This is a genomic window from Pseudomonas sp. TS_SC_3 (assembly GCF_056156225.1).
Genome location: NZ_CM149586.1, coordinates 2,369,304 through 2,385,524, shown reverse-complemented (window position 1 = coordinate 2,385,524; position 16,221 = coordinate 2,369,304). Strand labels below are relative to the sequence as shown.

Annotated in this window: 17 protein-coding genes; 11 read left to right on the top strand and 6 right to left on the bottom strand. The window is 61.0% G+C overall.

What is annotated here, in order from left to right:
- Nucleotides 1-20: 20 nt before the first annotated feature.
- The 5 genes from AC0J6G_RS11535 to AC0J6G_RS11515 all read left to right on the top strand — a co-directional run bounded on the left by AC0J6G_RS11535 (nucleotide 21) and on the right by AC0J6G_RS11515 (nucleotide 5,914).
- Entirely contained in the window at nucleotides 21-824 is an 804-nt protein-coding gene (locus AC0J6G_RS11535; protein ID WP_475247846.1) for a substrate-binding periplasmic protein, read from the top strand.
- Nucleotides 825-1,276: 452 nt separating this feature from the next.
- Complete coding sequence (locus tag AC0J6G_RS11530) at nucleotides 1,277-2,245, top strand: hypothetical protein (RefSeq protein ID WP_475247844.1); 969 nt, start codon at nucleotides 1,277-1,279, stop codon at nucleotides 2,243-2,245.
- Between the two features lie 199 nt (nucleotides 2,246-2,444).
- Complete coding sequence (locus AC0J6G_RS11525) at nucleotides 2,445-2,942, top strand: hemerythrin domain-containing protein (RefSeq protein ID WP_475247842.1); 498 nt, start codon at nucleotides 2,445-2,447, stop codon at nucleotides 2,940-2,942.
- 45 nt (nucleotides 2,943-2,987) lie between these two features.
- On the top strand, nucleotides 2,988-3,536 hold the full coding sequence (locus tag AC0J6G_RS11520; RefSeq protein ID WP_475247840.1) for a pyridoxamine 5'-phosphate oxidase family protein: 549 nt from the start codon (nucleotides 2,988-2,990) through the stop codon (nucleotides 3,534-3,536).
- A gap of 209 nt (nucleotides 3,537-3,745) precedes the next feature.
- On the top strand, nucleotides 3,746-5,914 hold the full coding sequence (locus AC0J6G_RS11515; protein ID WP_475247838.1) for a catalase: 2,169 nt from the start codon (nucleotides 3,746-3,748) through the stop codon (nucleotides 5,912-5,914).
- A gap of 157 nt (nucleotides 5,915-6,071) precedes the next feature.
- Here AC0J6G_RS11515 and AC0J6G_RS11510 read toward each other — a convergent pair whose 3' ends face one another.
- Nucleotides 6,072-6,347: a DUF883 family protein gene (locus AC0J6G_RS11510; RefSeq protein WP_475247836.1), complete on the bottom strand. Its 276-nt coding sequence runs from the start codon at nucleotides 6,345-6,347 to the stop codon at nucleotides 6,072-6,074.
- A 407-nt stretch (nucleotides 6,348-6,754) separates the two neighbouring features.
- Here AC0J6G_RS11510 and AC0J6G_RS11505 point away from each other — a divergent pair, with 407 nt between their 5' ends.
- Entirely contained in the window at nucleotides 6,755-7,495 is a 741-nt protein-coding gene (locus tag AC0J6G_RS11505) for a Crp/Fnr family transcriptional regulator (RefSeq protein ID WP_475247834.1), read from the top strand.
- 54 nt (nucleotides 7,496-7,549) lie between these two features.
- Here AC0J6G_RS11505 and AC0J6G_RS11500 read toward each other — a convergent pair whose 3' ends face one another.
- From AC0J6G_RS11500 to AC0J6G_RS11490, 3 genes are all read right to left on the bottom strand, one after another.
- Entirely contained in the window at nucleotides 7,550-8,299 is a 750-nt protein-coding gene (locus tag AC0J6G_RS11500) for a substrate-binding periplasmic protein (protein ID WP_475247832.1), read from the bottom strand.
- Nucleotides 8,300-8,678: 379 nt separating this feature from the next.
- On the bottom strand, nucleotides 8,679-10,388 hold the full coding sequence (locus tag AC0J6G_RS11495) for an amidase (protein ID WP_475247830.1): 1,710 nt from the start codon (nucleotides 10,386-10,388) through the stop codon (nucleotides 8,679-8,681).
- 163 nt (nucleotides 10,389-10,551) lie between these two features.
- The gene (locus AC0J6G_RS11490; protein ID WP_475247828.1) at nucleotides 10,552-11,256 is read right to left on the bottom strand and encodes a glutathione S-transferase N-terminal domain-containing protein; all 705 of its coding nucleotides are present in this window, start codon (nucleotides 11,254-11,256) and stop codon (nucleotides 10,552-10,554) included.
- A 130-nt stretch (nucleotides 11,257-11,386) separates the two neighbouring features.
- Between AC0J6G_RS11490 and AC0J6G_RS11485 the strand changes: the two genes are divergently transcribed.
- Both AC0J6G_RS11485 and AC0J6G_RS11480 read left to right on the top strand, forming a co-directional pair.
- Entirely contained in the window at nucleotides 11,387-11,824 is a 438-nt protein-coding gene (locus AC0J6G_RS11485; protein ID WP_475247826.1) for an HIT family protein, read from the top strand.
- Nucleotides 11,825-11,921: 97 nt separating this feature from the next.
- Nucleotides 11,922-12,347, top strand: coding sequence for a 3-isopropylmalate dehydratase (locus AC0J6G_RS11480; RefSeq protein ID WP_475247824.1), 426 nt, complete (start codon nucleotides 11,922-11,924; stop codon nucleotides 12,345-12,347).
- A 100-nt stretch (nucleotides 12,348-12,447) separates the two neighbouring features.
- Here AC0J6G_RS11480 and AC0J6G_RS11475 read toward each other — a convergent pair whose 3' ends face one another.
- A complete protein-coding gene (locus AC0J6G_RS11475; protein WP_475247822.1) occupies nucleotides 12,448-13,176 on the bottom strand; it encodes a substrate-binding periplasmic protein in 729 nt (242 codons plus the stop codon).
- Nucleotides 13,177-13,208: 32 nt separating this feature from the next.
- Entirely contained in the window at nucleotides 13,209-13,820 is a 612-nt protein-coding gene (locus AC0J6G_RS11470) for a LysE family translocator (protein ID WP_475253706.1), read from the bottom strand.
- Nucleotides 13,821-14,256: 436 nt separating this feature from the next.
- On the opposite strand from AC0J6G_RS11470, the gene AC0J6G_RS11465 reads away from it, so the two are divergent.
- The 3 genes from AC0J6G_RS11465 to AC0J6G_RS11455 are packed head-to-tail and all read left to right on the top strand — an operon-like array spanning nucleotide 14,257 to nucleotide 16,216.
- On the top strand, nucleotides 14,257-15,378 hold the full coding sequence (locus tag AC0J6G_RS11465) for a beta-ketoacyl-ACP synthase III (RefSeq protein WP_475253704.1): 1,122 nt from the start codon (nucleotides 14,257-14,259) through the stop codon (nucleotides 15,376-15,378).
- Nucleotides 15,378-15,989, top strand: coding sequence for an RNA polymerase sigma factor (locus tag AC0J6G_RS11460; RefSeq protein WP_475247820.1), 612 nt, complete (start codon nucleotides 15,378-15,380; stop codon nucleotides 15,987-15,989). Before AC0J6G_RS11465 ends, AC0J6G_RS11460 begins: the two co-directional genes overlap by 1 nt.
- Nucleotides 15,983-16,216, top strand: a complete 234-nt coding sequence (locus AC0J6G_RS11455; protein WP_475247819.1) for a zf-HC2 domain-containing protein — start codon at nucleotides 15,983-15,985, stop codon at nucleotides 16,214-16,216. The genes AC0J6G_RS11460 and AC0J6G_RS11455 overlap by 7 nt, the downstream gene beginning before the upstream one ends.
- The last annotated feature ends 5 nt before the right edge of the window (nucleotides 16,217-16,221 follow it).

Here is a 16,221-nt window from a genome sequence, read left to right as displayed (position 1 = left end):
CCATCGAGCCCGCGTGAGAGATGATCTTGATTGCAGTCGATGTACGCCGCTCGCCGTTACCGCGCCTCTGCTTATTGCTTGCCCTGCTGCCGGCTTGCGTGCCCGGCCTGGCGCTTGCTGCATGTGAGAAAACCCTGCGCTGGGACGATGATCCGCCCTTCAGTATGGAAGCGGCCGATGGCGGCGTAGTGGGCATTGACGTTGAGATCAACCGTGCGGCGTTGGCCCGCCTGGGCTGCCAGACCAAACTGCGCAAACTGCCCTGGGCACGGGCACTCAAGGAGCTGGAGCTGGGGCGCCTGGATATTTTGCCCGGTGCCTTTCGTCGGCCCGAGCGTGAGGTCTATGCGTATTTCTCCGGCCCGGTGCTGCCACCGTCACGCAACATCCTGTTTATGCATCCGCAGGCCATGCAGCGCTGGCCGGCCACGCGGTTGCTGGAGCTGCAGCACAGCGCGTTTCGCCTGGGTGCGCAGATTAACGTGGCTTACGGCGCAGACTACCAACAGCTGATGAGCGAGCCGCGCTTTGCCGCGCGGGTGTCGATGGTCGCCAATCGCAGCAGCCTCTGGCACATGGCCGCTAAGGGCCGTATCGATGGGGTGATTGCCAACGAGTACACCGGCGCCTACGAAGTTCATCAACTCGGCCTCAGCGAGTGGATCAAGCCCACGGCTGTGGTGGTGTCCAGTGAGGCGGCAGAAGTAGCGTTCAGCAAACGCTCGACCGACGCCCGCTTTGTCCAGGCCTATGCTGATGCGCTGCGCGAATTGGTGGCGAATGGGCGTTATCAGCGGATTGTGCAGCGCTATGTAAAACCCTAGGCACTGCGGTGTAAACCCTGCAAAACGCGGCCTCTGTAGGAGCGGCTTTGGCTGCGTACGTTTACTTTCTACATCCGCTGCCGCTTGATCGCTTTAACGATGAGTTGAGGTCTTTCGCTTGCCCTACAAACCAGTTTTTGCCGATTACTTAGCAGCATTCTCTTGATGGGCGTCCTCGCGCCGTCTGCGCACGCTGGGTTCAAAAACCATCGGCACCCAGGTTGAAAATCACCGTGCGCTATCAGGCCGTTGCCGGTGCAGGTTGTCGTCAACGCTCGGTGCTAACGGCGGCGATAAACAACGTGCCGTGCACGCCCTGCAAGCGCTGTAGAGCCAGGCGATAGCAAAATGCCTTTGCGCGTTAGCGCACCGACACTGTTTCTGTGCGATGCAATGGTTTAGCTCCCGGCTCGCTGCAATCTCGCGCGACGTTGGGTTCAACCGAGATCGCCATGAACACAACAAGCGAACAGAACGCGACATACGGCTCCGTGCGAACGGCCGCCAGCACGCAGCAGCTTTCAGTCAGTGCTGTTTCATGGGGCGCGATATTTGCCGGTGCGGCGGCTGCGGCTGCGTTGTCCCTCATCCTGCTAATCCTTGGCACTGGCTTGGGGCTGTCCTCAATCTCGCCATGGGCCAACGACGGTGTTAGCGCCACTACGTTCGGCGTCAGCACGATTATCTGGATCACCCTGACCCAGCTGCTGTCCGCGGGTATGGGCGGCTACCTGGCCGGTCGTCTGCGCACCAAATGGGTTGAAGTTCACACCGATGAGGTGTTCTTCCGTGATACCGCCCACGGTTTTCTGGCCTGGGCGATCGCCTCGCTGGCCACCGCTACGCTGCTCACCTCGGTGATCGGCGCCATCGTCAACGGTGGTGTACAAGCCGGTGCTTCGGTAGCCGGTGGCGTTGCTACAACCGCCATGGTGGCCACTGCCGGTGGTGTCGCCGCCGGTTCGGAAATGGCGGCTGACGAGGCCAACAGTGGTTCGGTGGGCTACTTCCTCGACACCCTGTTTCGCCGCGACGTAAACGCTATGTCCGCCCCGCAAGGCAATGGCCAAGGCGCTTTGACCTCGCAGCAAGAAACAGCCGTGGCCATGGCCGAAGTCACCCGCATCTTTATGAATTCGATCCGCACCGGCGCCATGCCCGCAGACGATGTCAGCTATGTCGGCCAGGTGGTCGCCCAGCGTACCGGCCTGACGCAGCCCGAAGCCGAACTACGCGTGAGCGAAACCTTCACCCGCGTGCAAACCGCCCTCAATGCAGCCGAAACCAGCGCCCGTGAGGCCGCCGATAGCGCCCGTAAAGCCTCTGCTTATGCTGCGATCTGGTTGTTTGTTTCGCTGCTAATTGGTGCCTTCGTCGCCAGTTTCGCCGCGCCCTATGGCGGCCGTCAGCGCGACGCTTGATCACCCCCTTCACGCCTTAACCGGAGACCACCATGCGCTCACTACTGCTGTTATTTCTCGGGATTCCGATCCCCATCATCATCCTGCTCGCCATCTTTGTGTTCTAGGCATCTGCCGGCCTGGCTGCTTCTCGCGAGGCAGTCGGCCTAAGGATTTCCAGGCACTGACTGCAGTGACATTCACTTAAAGGACTATGCCCATGACTGCTACAGCGAAGAAAACCACAGCACCGACCAGCCCCGCCAAACGCAAGGACGCCACCGCGTTGCTGCGCGCCGATCACAAGCTGGTCAGCGAGCTGTTTGCCGAGTACGAAAAAGCCCGCTCAGTGACCAAGAAAAAGCAGCTGGTCAGCCAGATCTGCACCGAACTCAGCGTGCATGCCCAGGTGGAAGAAGAGATTTTCTACCCGGCGGTAAAACTGGCCTTGAAGGATAAAGAGCTGGTGCCCGAGGCGACCGTCGAGCACGCCACGTTGAAGGATTTGATCGCTCAGGTTGAGGGCATTGAGCCGGACGGCGAGATGTATGACGCCAAGATCAAGGTGCTTTCCGAGTACGTCAAACACCACGTCAAGGAAGAACAAAGCGAAATGTTCCCGAAAGCCAAAGCGGCTGATCTGGACATGCTGGCCCTGGGTGACCAACTCGCCGAGCGTAAAGCTGAGCTTATGGCCGCACGCGGTCAGCGCGTGTAGCTGCCTGGGCGTATAGCCCGTTTTATCCCGATGCAGGAGTCGTTCGTGAATACTCAGAGCCAACCCAGCGCGCCGCTGACGCAGCTGCGCAACATGATGGAGCGTATGTCTGTGGCCACGCTCAGCAGTATTGACGAGCACGGCGCCTTGCTCAGCAGCCGTATGTCGCGCTGGGAAATGGACGACTGTGGTGCATTGTGGTTCTTCACCGACCCACTCTGCCTGCCTGCTGCGCACATGCCGAGCCTCAACCTCACGTTTAGCGATGCGGCGGGTACCCAGCGCGTGTCGCTGTCTGGGCGCGGGGAGTTGTACGCCGAGGACTTGTCCTCAGAGTACCTACTGGGCTCCATCTGGCTGGGGTGTATCAACGCGCCACGAATGGAGGCGCAGGCATCGGCCGATACCCCGGCGTTATTCAAATTCACCCCACAAACAGCGGTTTACTGGCAGGCCGAGCCGAGCCTGGTGGCGCGCCTGCTGGCGCTGCTGGCCTCTGTGTTTGGCACGCAAGTACCGTCGGTAAAACCCGGGCTGCTTTGCGTTGAGCTACCGGCGAGCTGGAAGCTAGACGCCGCCAAGGCCGCCGCATGAGGTTTACTGCGCCGGGGCTTTATCGAGGCGTCAGCAAGTGACCCGCAGGCGCATGACCCTGGTTTTTCTGTAGTCGCTTGATGTGCTCGATCAGCGTTCGCGCGGATTGCGCTAAGCGTGCCCCCCATCGCCGTCCCTATCACGTGGAGTTTGCGCCCTTGCTGTTTGAGGTGAGCGCTCACCACGCTCAATTTTTCAGGAGCATTGCCATGAGCAAGCACACCAACGACGAACCTGCTGTCGCGAACCTGACGGGCCTCAACCCATCCCCAGCTGATGCTAATCGCTCGGAGCAGGCGGCTGCCGTGCTCGCTCAAGAGCCCGGTGATTCGCTGACCACCAACCAGGGGTTGCTGATTAGCGACAACCAAAATTCACTGCGTGCCGGCGAGCGCGGCCCGACGCTGCTGGAAGATCACATCCTGCGCGAAAAAATCATGCACTTTGACCATGAGCGCATCCCCGAGCGCGTGGTGCATGCCCGCGGTGCCGGCGCCCATGGTGTGTTTGAGGTGTATGAGTCGATGAGCGACCTGACCAAGGCCGGCTTTCTGCAAACCCCCGGTGTGCAAACCCCGGTGTTTGTGCGCTTCTCCACCGTGGCCGGCTCGCGCGGCTCGATGGATACGGCCCGCGATGTGCGTGGCTTCTCGGTCAGGTTTTACACCGAAGAAGGCAACTTCGACCTGGTCGGCAACAACATGCCGGTATTTTTCATTCAGGATGCGATCAAGTTTCCCGACCTCGTGCACTCGGTTAAACCCGAGCCGCACAACGAGATCCCGCAGGCGTCGTCCGCCCATGACACCTTCTGGGATTTTATCTCGATGGTGCCGGAAACCAGCCACACGGTGATGTGGCTGATGTCGGACCGCGCCATCCCGCGTAGCTACGCGATGATGGAAGGTTTTGGCGTGCACACCTTCCGTTTTATCGACGCTGCAGGTCATTCAAGCTTCGTCAAATTCCACTGGAAGCCTGTGCTCGGTGTGCACTCGCTGGTGTGGGATGAGGCGGTCAAACTGGCGGGTAAAGACGCCGATTTTCACCGCCGCGATCTGTGGGAATCAATTGACGAGGGGCGTTATCCCGAGTGGGAGCTGGGCGTGCAAATCGTTGCTGAAGCCGACGAGCACATGTTCGATTTCGACCTGCTCGATGCCACTAAATTGATCCCCGAATCCTTAGTGCCGGTGCAGCTAATCGGCAAGCTGACGTTGAATCGCAACCCCGATAATTACTTCGCGGAAACCGAGCAAGTGGCCTTCCACCCAGGCCATCTGGTGCCGGGTATCGACTTCAGCAACGATCCGCTATTGCAGGGTCGGTTGTTTTCCTACACCGACACCCAGCTGTCGCGTTTAGGCAGCCCTAACTTCCATGAACTCCCAATCAACCGGCCTATCGCCGCCGTGGCCAACAACCAGCGCGACGGCCATATGCGCCAGGACATCATCAAAGGCCGCGTCAGCTACGAGCCCAATACTTTGGGCGGCGGTTGCCCGATGCAGCGGCCGTGGGAGCAGGGCGGTTTTGTCAGCCATGCCGAGCCGGTGCAGGGGCCTAAGCTCCGTGCGCGCAGCCCCAGCTTTGCTGACCACTTCTCCCAGCCAGGGTTGTTCTGGCGCAGCCAGGCAGATTGGGAGCAGGCGCATATTGTTGAGGCCTTCTGCTTTGAGCTGGGCAAGGTCAGTGTGCCGGCCATTCGCGAGCGCATGGTGGCCAACCTGACTCAGGTTGACGCTGCACTGGCGCAACGGGTGGCCGATGGCTTGGGCATGGCCGTGCCGCCACCACCGGCCGGCGCCGAACACCTGCCGCGCACGGACAAACCTGATATGGACGCGGCACTGAGCATGGCCATGGCGCGGATTGGCTCGATCAGCGGCCGCAAAGTGGCCGTGCTGGTGGCCAATGATGTCGATGGCACGACCCTCGAAACCCTGCGCACCGCGTTGCTTGCGGCCGGTGCCACGCTGAAAGTGATTGCCCCGCAGCTGGGCGAAATCCGCAGCAGCGCAGGCAAGGTGCTGACGGTGGACCACAGCCTACCGACCGTCGGTTCCGTGCAGTTTGATGCTGTGTATGTGCCGGGCGGCGCCAAGAGCGTGGACGCGCTTTGCAACAATGCCCAGGCTCTGTTGTTCGTCAAAGAGGCCTATAAGCACGGCAAACCGCTCGCGGCCACCGATGACGGTGCAATGCTGATCGACAAAGCGGCACGTTCCAACGGTAACCAGGGCGCCGCCTTCCAGGGCCCAGGGGTGATTACCGCATCCGGCAAGATGGCCAACGGTGATTTTGTTGAACGCTTCCTGACCGCCATTGCCAAGCACCGGGTGACCGAGCGGCCGGATATGGGGGCAATCGTGGCCTAAACAACGGCCGGCGTTTGGGTTGGGTTGCAACCGGTCGCTCCCTCGGCAAATAGGGGCGACCGGTTGATCGGTTTTCAGCCGCGTTGGCTCTACGCGCGGCCCGGTAGAGAGGCCAACGAGTCACTGATGCCGCCGGCTTTCCAGAGGGCTGGTGCACTCAGCTGTTGGTTGCGCTGGCCGTTTGCGTGGCAGCTTTTGCGGTCGCAATTCGCGCGCTCAACTTGAATTTGGCCTGGGCCAGCTCATCACCGGTCAGGGAGGTGACGTCGTTGATCAGCGCTTCAATGTCGGCGAGAAACGCATGGAACTGTTGGGTGATATCTGCAACCGGCGGGCTGCTTTCACCGCGCGCCGTGGGGCCCGCGACGATAGGGCCAACGCCGTCGCCGAGGCTGTTAACCCCGGAATGTCCGGTATGAGTTGGATTGTGCATGGTGACTCCTGTTACCGATCCAAAGGTCGCTTGGCGACATGTGCGCTGTTGCTCGCATGCGAGCCCAACTGGCGAGGTGAACCTGCAACCTGAGCGCAATGCACGCTCACGTCTGTGCGCCAGCAAACGCTGGCGGTTGGCCACAGGTGCACGCTTGGCCTGCGCTGCCGTGGGGTGAGGCTGCGTGCGTAAGCCGGCTGGTTTCAGCGCAACACTCGGCGCAGGGCCTACGCCGAGGTGGGCAAAAGCCGCACGTTTTCTTTAGGGGACTCTTGGCGGCAGTATTTTCCGCAACTACCGCGCGCTCTGTACGCAAACGGACAGAACTCCTAGGCATTTCTCGCCATCATGCAGCCGTGCTGGCAAAAGCCCGTAGGGGCGTGCCGTGCCGTTGCTCAAAGGATGCTATGTCGATCTCCACTGATCCACGCGAAAACCACTTGCTGGCCGCCTTGCCTGGCAAGGATTTAGCGCGCCTGCTGCCTTTTCTGGAACTTACCCCGTTAGCCGTCGGCTCTGTGTTGTATGAGTCCGGAGAGCCTGCGCGTTATTTGTATTTCCCCACCAACGCGATCGTTTCACTGTTGTATGGCGTTGAGGATGGTTCATCGGTTGAGATTGCCATCGTGGGCAATGAAGGTGTGGTTGGCCTGGCCATGTACATGGGCGGCGAAAGCACGCTCAGCCGAGCCATTGTGCAAAGCCCGGGCTTGGCTTACCGCTTGAAGGGGCAGGTGCTTAAACCCCCGGTTGATCATGCCGGCTCATTGCAGCAGTTACTGTTGCGCTACATCCAGGCGTTGCTGACGCAAATGGCTCAGCGCTTGGTGTGCACCCGCGCGCATTCGCTGGACCAGCAACTCTGTCGCTGGTTGCTGCAGTGCTTTGATCGCCTGCCAACCAACACGCTGCAGATGACCCAAGAGTTGATTGCCAGCATGCTCGGGGTGCGCCGTGGCGGCGTTTCTGAAATGGCCGGTAATCTGCAGCGTGCCGGGCTTATCAGCTATCGCCGCGGTTGCATCACACTGCTCGATCGTGAGGGGCTGGAGGCGCGCTCCTGCGAGTGTTATGCGGTGGTGTGCGCCGAGTTTGAGCGCTTGCTGCCACGCGGCCCACACGCCTGGCAGCTCGCGCCCGTGCATTGAGCCTGCCGCACTGAGGTCGTTAGCAGCAGGCTGACCGTTGGGCTGACTCGGCTGTCATTGCCAGGCGGCTTGTGCGTAGCGCCGCTGGATGCGCGCCACCTCGCCTGTGCGGTGCAGCTGTTCCAGGGCGCTGGCCCAGGCCGCTATTTGTTTATCGTCACTGTCGCGGCTAAAGGCGATGTACAACGACGCCCGATAAAGCTCGAGGGGGATCTGCCGCAGCGTGCCAGGGGCGATATCCAGCTGGCGGCTGTAGTAAGCCACCCCGGCTGCGGTGTCGCCAATGATGATGTTGGTGCGTCCGGCCATGAGCATGCGGTAGAGCTGCAGGTTTGCGGTCGCACTTTTGTCGAGGTTGTTGAAGCCCAGCGACTGCATGATCTCGGGGATCAGGCCGGCACTGCGCGTGGTGATCTGCGGTGCTCGCATCAGCTGCTCGAGGGTATTCACCTGCTGCGGCGCATTCGCCAATTGATAAGGGTGAATGGACTCCTCTACAAGCGGCCCCACCCACTTGTACAGCGGCTCGCGCTGCGCGGTGCGAAACAGCGAATACATGATGGTCTTGGGTCGCGTTTGCAGAAGGTGGGTGGCGCGCATGCTGGGCACCACCGTCATCTCAAAGTTATCCCCGGTTAGGACCATGATGGCCCGAACGATCTCCGTGGAGATGCCCGTGAGCTGCTTGCCGTGCAGGTAGTTATAAGGTGCCCATTCTTCGGTCACGACCTGGTAGTGCTCGGCCCGGGCAACCGTGCCCAGCAATAGGTAGAGCAGCGCTGCAGTAAGTGTCAGGTATTTCACAGGTCTGCCTGCTGGGCCGTGAGGTATTCAGGAAGGTATCTGGATAAGACAGCATGAAAAGTATAGGTGCTGACACCCCTACCATCGGCTACAGCTGCGCCGTCTGGCGAGTGTGGTAACGCCGCGCTTGGCGGAAAATCTTCACCGCGCGTACAAACAATAGCTGCAGGTCGAGCGATGAGGCGGGGCAATGGTTATTCGGTTTGCGGCTTCAACCGCTTGGTGCATGAGCCGAGGCAAAAAGTTATCGCGAGAGGTCTAGCACCCCAAGCACCCGACGGGAAATTGAATTCCAGTCGGGGTTGGCGGGGGCTGTTAGCGCAAACGCGTCAGGCATTGCTGCCTGACGCGTTTGAGGTCTTGCGCCTCCATCGCGTTTTTAGCCGCGTGACAGTGGCGGGGTCCGTGGTGGAATCAGGCGCTTAGAGCCGGTCGACTCGAAAGCGGCGGCAAAACGCAGCAGGTTGGAATCATCGTAGGCGCGGCCGGCAAACGTCAGGCCCACAGGCATGCCAATATCGGCCATCACGCCCATCGGCACGGTAACGGTCGGTACGCCCAAGTGCCGGATGGCCAGGTTGCCATTGGCCACCCACACGCCGTTGCTCCAGGCGATATCGGCGGACACCGGGTTGACGTCCGCATCCGCCGGGCCGACATCGGCAACGGTGGGAAACAGCACGGCGTCGAGGCCGAGGTTGTCCATCCAGTCTTCCAGGTCGAGCTTGCGGGTGTGCTCCAGGCCACGCAGGCCGTCGGGCAGGGTTTCGATCTCGTCCCAGTTTTTCAGGCCGCGCTTGGCCATGTTGACGTATTCATCCATGCCGGCGGCCAGGTCGCCCTCACGGTTGGGCAGGGTGCCGGGGTCGTGGGGGAATATCTGCGGGCCATCGACATCGGCCAGGCGGTTGAGTGTGGGGTCACCATTGGCGCGCAGAAAATCATCAAATGCCCAGCCCGAGAGTTCCCACAGTTCGTCATGCAGAAACTCTGGGGTGAGGATGCCGCGGTTGTAAACGGTCGGCGCACCCGGGCGGTCGCCTTCGCAGTTGGACACCAGTGGGAAATCCACCTCAATGACTTCGCCACCGGCGGCTTCGATTGCCTGCCGTGCGTTTTCCCACAGGGCGATGACCGAGGGCCGGGTGTGGATGCGTTGGCCGGTTGGGCCGCCGATGCCCGGGTTATCGCTGGTGCCGGCGGCGTCATCTTTGTTGATAAACATGCGCGGCACGCCAAAGCGTTTACCGGCCAGCGCTGCTGGGCTGGCGGCCAAATCGGCATAAGCAGCGGGGCGCACTGAGCTGACGCTGGGGATAGGCACCCAGGGCTGCAGGCGCCACAGGTCGCCTCGGGTGTCTGGGTCTTCGGCGACCACCACGTCGAGCACTTCCAGCAGGTCGGCCATGGTTCGGGCGTAGGGCACCACCACGTCCATGGTCGGTGTTAGCGGCCAGTTGCCCCGCACCGAAATAACCCCGCGCGATGGCGTGTAGGCGCACAAGCCGTTGTTCGAGGCCGGGCCGCGTCCGCTCGACCAGGTTTCCTCGGCCAAGCCGAAGGCGGAGAAGCTGGCAGCAGTGGCGGTGCCGGCACCGTTGGATGAGCCGGAGGCAAAGGGCGCCGTGAGGTAATCAGCGTTGTAAGGGCTTTCCGCGCGGCCATACACGCCGCGCTGCATGCCGCCATTGGCCATGGGCGGCATATTGGTTTTGCCCAGACAGATGGCCCCAGCGGCGCGTAGCCGCTCGATGGTAAAGGCATCGCGATAGGCGACCAGGTCCTTGAAGGCAGGGCTGCCGGAGGCGGCCGTCAGGCCCTTTACCAGGTAGCTGTCCTTGGCCGTGTAGGGAATGCCATCCAGCGGGCTGAGGCACTCGCCACGGGCGCGGCGCGCATCAGAAGCCTGCGCCTCCTCAAGTGCGGCGGGGTTGGGCACGACCAGTGCATTGAGTTGGGTGGCTGTGGCGGGGCCGTTATAGGCATCGATACGGGCCAGGTAAGCCTGGGTGAGTTCGACGGCTGTGGTCTGGCCGGATTCGAGCGCGGCACGCAGCTCGGCTATGGAAACCTCGGTTACCTCGATCATGCTGTCACCGCTGGTTGTTGAAGGCGAAAGGAAAGGTGTTGGCGGCAGGCTAACGCACTATTACGGCTGTGCAGAAGGTTGTTCATATCGGTTCTCGTGGCGCTAAGCGGTCGCGCTAGGGGCAAACGTCAAGTCGGATAATTACAGCGTGGGCGGATTCTATTTAGCCGCGTGGCGGTGTGGCCAGGCCTTTTATCACCGCTGGGCGGGCAACGAATGCCTGCAGTGCGCGCTGCACATGACTGAAGCGCTCGAACTCAACCAACTCACCCGCCTCGTAAAACCCCACCAGGTTACGCACCCACGGAAAGGTGGCGATATCGGCGATGCTGTAGTCATCACCCATGATCCAGGCGCGGCCTTGCAGGCGTTGCTCAAGTACGCCCAGTAAACGCTGAGCTTCGGCGACGTAGCGGTCGCGCGGGCGTTTATCCGGGTAGTCCTTGCCAGCGAATTTATGGAAGAAGCCCAGCTGGCCAAACATCGGGCCGATGCCGCCCATCTGCCACATCAGCCACTGCAGGGTTTCATAGCGCGTGGCGGCGTCCTGAGCCAATAGCTGGCCGGTTTTTTCCGCCAGGTAGATCAGAATCGCCCCGGACTCAAACAGCGCCAGCGGTTGGCCATTCGGGCCATTGGGGTCGAGGATGGCGGGGATTTTGTTGTTGGGGTTAAGCGAGAGAAATTCGCTGCTGAGCTGGTCGTTGCTGTCGAAGCTGACCAGGTGGGCTTCGTAGGGCAAGCCGATCTCTTCAAGCATGATCGAAACCTTGACCCCATTAGGTGTGGGCAGCGAATAAAGCTGCAGGCGCTCGGGATGTTCAGCGGGCCATTTGTGCGTGATGGGGTAAGCGGATAGGACTGACATGGACGCTCCGAATTGGCTGGCGAAAGCCGCAGGATAGCGGTGATTGGCCATTTGGTCAGGTCAGCGGTTTTTCCCCGCGCGCAGAAATCGGTATGGTTGGTGGATTCAACCCCACAACATGGAGAACACGATGAGCCTGCATGGTGACTACGACAGCCAGAACATCTTTGCCCAGATCATCCGCGGTGAAGCCCCGTGCTACAAATTGTACGAGGACGAGGATGTGCTGGCCTTCCTTGATGTGTTTCCGCAGTCCTACGGTCACACGCTGGTGATTCCCAAGCGTTCGGCGGCGCGCAACCTTCTGGATATCGACAGCGCCAGCCTGGGCAAGGTAATGGCCGTGGTGCAAAAGCTGACCGCTGTGCTGGTGGCTGAATTGTCGCCGGCCGGGGTGCAGGTGGCGCAGTTCAATGGCGCGCCGGCAGGGCAAACGGTATTCCATATTCATGTACACATTATTCCGCGCTATGAAGGCGAGTCGCTGGGCGTGCATGCCGCCGGCAAAGCCGAGCCGGAGCTGCTGGCAGCGTTGCAAGCGCGTCTGGTCAAGCGTATGGCGGGTTGATTTCGCAGCCTTTATCGCCGCACTTGAGCGCGGCCCAGGCTGGGGCAATACTCAAGCCGGTTTCCTGTGTTGATTCCTGCGCCCATGGAGGGCTCCCATGCGATTGATTGGTGCCGTTTTACCGCTGTTGCTGTTGGCCGGCTGTGCGTCCTGGAAGCCTGCGCCAGAAGATGTCAAACCGGTACCCGCTGAGCGGTTGCTGGGCTATCAAGCCGCGCTTGAGCGAGGCGGGCTACTGACGGTCAGTCGTGATGTGGGCGGCATGGGCAGTGGTTGCTACGTGGCGGTTCTGGTTGACCGCAAGGTGGCCGCCCGCATCGGCGTGGGTGAGCAGGTGCGCTTCCAGGTGCCCGGCGGCACGCGAGTGCTCAGCATTGGGATTGATGAAATGGATGACACCCTGTGCGGCATGGGCCGCTTGCGCCGCGAGCTGGCGGTGAAGGTGCAGCCCGGGTCGCAGCAGGATTTCCGCATCATCAGCGATAACCGCAAGGGCTTCGATATCCTGCCGGTGACCGAGTAGAACTCAGATCAGTCTCTCCCTGACGGGCCGGTGCCGGTGAGCATCGGCCCTGTCAGTCCAGCCTGTTTTTGCCTGCGCTCCGTTACCCCTGCCGCATTACTCAGCGATAGCGGGCAAGCAGCGCGTCGAATTCCCCCGCCTGTTTCATCTCCACCATGGCGCGCAGCAAGGCCATGGTGGGGACATCCGGTGCGTCGCGGACCATGCAGAAAACCGCGTCGGCGGCGACTTCGCTGAGTGTGTGGAGCTTCTGCCCCGGTGGTTGATTACGGTTGAACCAGTTCAGCGACAGCTCATTGCTGATGGCGTAGCGGTAGCGCCCGGCGCTCAGTTTGTGCAGTACCTGATCCTGGGTGCGGGCGTCTTCTCGCTGGATCTGCCCGCTGTTGAACAGCGGGTCCAGGCGCGGATAGGTGAAACCAAGGACTGTGCCCAAGCGCTCATTGCGCAGCGCTTCGGGCTGCAGTTGTTCGGCGCGGTTACCCAGCAGCAGGTCACGCTGAGTCATAAAGGGCACGCTCCAGATAAAGCGATAGTGATCGGCAGTGATCCAGTTCGGGCTGACGTAGCAGCGCACATCAATCTCGCCGCTGGCCATTGCGTGCTCTACACGTAGTCCCGGCATCACCCGCATGTCGGCTTTGCGTCCGATCTTGGCGGCCATGCGCTGTTGCAGATCAACCAGAAAGCCTTCCACGGCGCGGCCCTGATCAATGCGAACCATCGGCATGGCCCAGCTGTCGTTGATAGAGAAGCGTATTGTTCGTTCACTGGCCGATATCACGGCACTCAGCGTGGGCAACAGCAGTGTCAGCAGCAATTTAAACACCAGCACAGATCCTTCTGGTCAAGGTGGGTGGCTCAGCGGGTCATCGGTAGGGCCACCCCCATAAGGGCAAAAAGGCCACCGCAGCAGCGATTAAAGCTTTTGCCACTGCGTTGCAGCCAGGGCCGAACACGATGGGCCATGCGCGCCAGCAGGTATTCGACGCTGCCTTCGACCACGGCAAAGGTCAGCGCCATGATGGCGAACTGCAGCCAGAGATCCGCACGCTGGTCGAGAAACTGCGGCAAAAAAGCGCCGAAAAACAGGATCACTTTGGGGTTGGACAGGGCAGACAATAGCCCCTGGCGAAACAGTTTCAGGCCGTTGCTGTCGGCGGCTTTCTCGGCCATGGCCAGATGCAAGGGCGGCGCGCGCCAGAGCTGAATACCGAGCCAGATTAGGTAGGCACCACCCAGCCATTTGAGGAGGGTCAGGGCCTGCGCCGAGGCTTGTAGCAAGGTGCCGATGCCGAGCATCGACAAAGCCATCAACAGGGTAAAACCGAGCACTCCACCACTGACGGTAAACAGGGCTTTGCGGTGGCCATACAGGGCGCCATGGCTGAGCGCGAGTAGGCCGTTGGGGCCTGGCGTCAGCGCCAGGCCAAATGCGGCAGTCACAAATACAAGCCAGGTATGCAGGGCCATAAAACCGATGTCCAGGGCAGAAGGGTGCAGGACTGTACCTGCGAGCCCCTGTTCTTTCATGCCGTGACCCGCTAGTCAAGCGGCTGTGGGCGCTGTTGGGAGGCGGAGTAGTGCTATCAGTGGGCATGCGTGCAGCCATTCAGCGGATTGGCGATGTGGTTACCGCTCGTTCAGCGCCGACACGCAGGCGCTGCCGGGATGTGTCTTGCGCCACGTTGTGAGCATCTTTGCCTCCATAGCCAGCAGGGTGTTGCATTTGCCCTCACGTACTGAGCGGACGCAGGCCCTTTGCCTGTGGCAAACTCTGCGGTTCGTAACAGGCCGTTTCATGGACTGAGTTTGCAGAGCCTGTCAGCCGCTTTTGCCCATGGGCAGCCAGCCCTGGGCCTATTGAATAACTGGCCGCTGCCTGCGGCGAAGAACATGAGGAATGACTGTGCATAACGTCGTGATCAGCGGTACCGGCCTCTATACCCCGGCAAACAGTATTTCCAACGATGAGTTGGTCGAGTCGTTCAACGCCTATGTGCAGCAATTCAATGCCGACAATGCGGCGGCCATTGCCAGCGGTGACATTGAAGCACTGAGCGAATCGAGCAGCGGCTTTATTGAAAAAGCGTCGGGCATCAAGAGCCGCTTTGTCATGGACAAGGCCGGCATTCTTGACCCGCAGCGCATGGCGCCGCGCCTGCCGGAACGCAGCAATAACGAGTGGGGCATCCTGTGCGAAATGGCCGTAGGCGCCGCTAAAGACGCCATGGCCCGTGCCGGCAAAACCGCTGCGGATATTGATGGCGTTATCGTTGCCTGCTCCAACCTGCAGCGTGCTTACCCGGCCGTGGCGATTGAAGTACAGGCTGCGCTGGGCATCCAGGGTTTTGGTTACGACATGAACGTGGCCTGCTCCTCGGCCACTTTCGGCATCCAAGCGGCGGCTAACAGCGTGCAGCTGGGCCAGGCCCGCGCGATTTTGATGGTCAACCCGGAAATCTGCACCGGCCACCTGAACTTCCGTGACCGCGACAGCCACTTTATCTTCGGCGACGCCGCCACCGCGGTGATCATCGAGCGTGCCGACCAGGCCACCTCGAACTACCAGTTCGATATCGTCGGCACCAAACTGATCACCCAGTTCAGCAACAACATCCGCAACAACTTCGGCTTCCTCAACCGCTGTGCGGAAGAGGGTGTTGGTGCACGCGACAAACTGTTCGTCCAGGAAGGCCGGAAGGTGTTCAAGGACGTCTGCCCGATGGTCGCCGAGCTGATTGCCGCGCACCTGGCGGAAAACCAGCTGAACGTCGGCGATGTGAAGCGCTTCTGGCTGCACCAGGCCAACCTCAATATGAACCTGCTGATCGCCCGCAAGCTGCTTGGCCGCGATGCCGAGCCAGGCGAAGCGCCGGTGATTCTCGACACCTACGCCAACACCAGCTCAGCCGGTTCAGTCATCGCCCTGCACAAATACCAGGAAGACCTGCCGAGCGGCGCGCTGGGCGTACTCAGCTCGTTCGGTGCGGGCTACTCGATTGGTAGCGTTATCCTCCGTAAGCATTGATGGACTACCCGGCCGATCAGGCCTTGCTGACTCGTCTGCGTGCAGGCGAGCAAAAGGCCTACCGCGAGCTGGTCGCCACCTATCAAGGGGCGATGCGCGCGGTGGCCTTTGCCATTGTTGGCAGTCGTAATGCCGATGAAGTGGTGCAGGACGCCTGGTTGGCCGTGGTGCGCAGCCTCGATGGTTTTCAGGCACGTTCCAGCCTGAAGACCTGGCTGCTGACCATCACCGCCAACACCGCGAAAACCCGGCTCAAGGGCAATCGCCGCGAAGTGCTGCTCGACGACATTCCCTCGCCCCACGGCAGTGTGGGTGATGAGCGCTTTGGCGCGGATGGCCATTGGCTGCTGGCGCCGCATGCCTGGCATCACGACTCCCCGGAAGCGCTGCTGACCGAGGCCGAATTGCGTGAGTGCCTGGAGAAAACCCTCGCCAGCCTGTCCGAGCTGCAGGGCAGCGTGTTGCACCTGCGTGAGCGTGAAGGCTTGGCATTGGAGGATATCTGTAATCTTTTACAGGTCTCGCTCTCCAATGTGCGGGTGCTGCTGCACCGCGCGCGGCTCAAGGTATTCGCCACCTTGGAGCATTTTGAGGAGACGGGGCAATGCTGAGTTGTAAGGCGCTTGTGGCTCAGTCCAGCGAGTTGATTGATGACCAGTTGGGGCTGCGTCAGCGGTTGTCGCTGCGCCTGCACCTTGCGATTTGTAAGCCCTGTCGGCGGTTTATCCGGCAGATGCGCCTGAGCCAGGCGGTGCTAAGGCAGCTGCCGCCGCTGCAGAGCGCCGAGCTGGATGCCTTGGCCGCCAAGCTGGCGGAGTTGCGGCGCAACCATTCCTAGAAAAC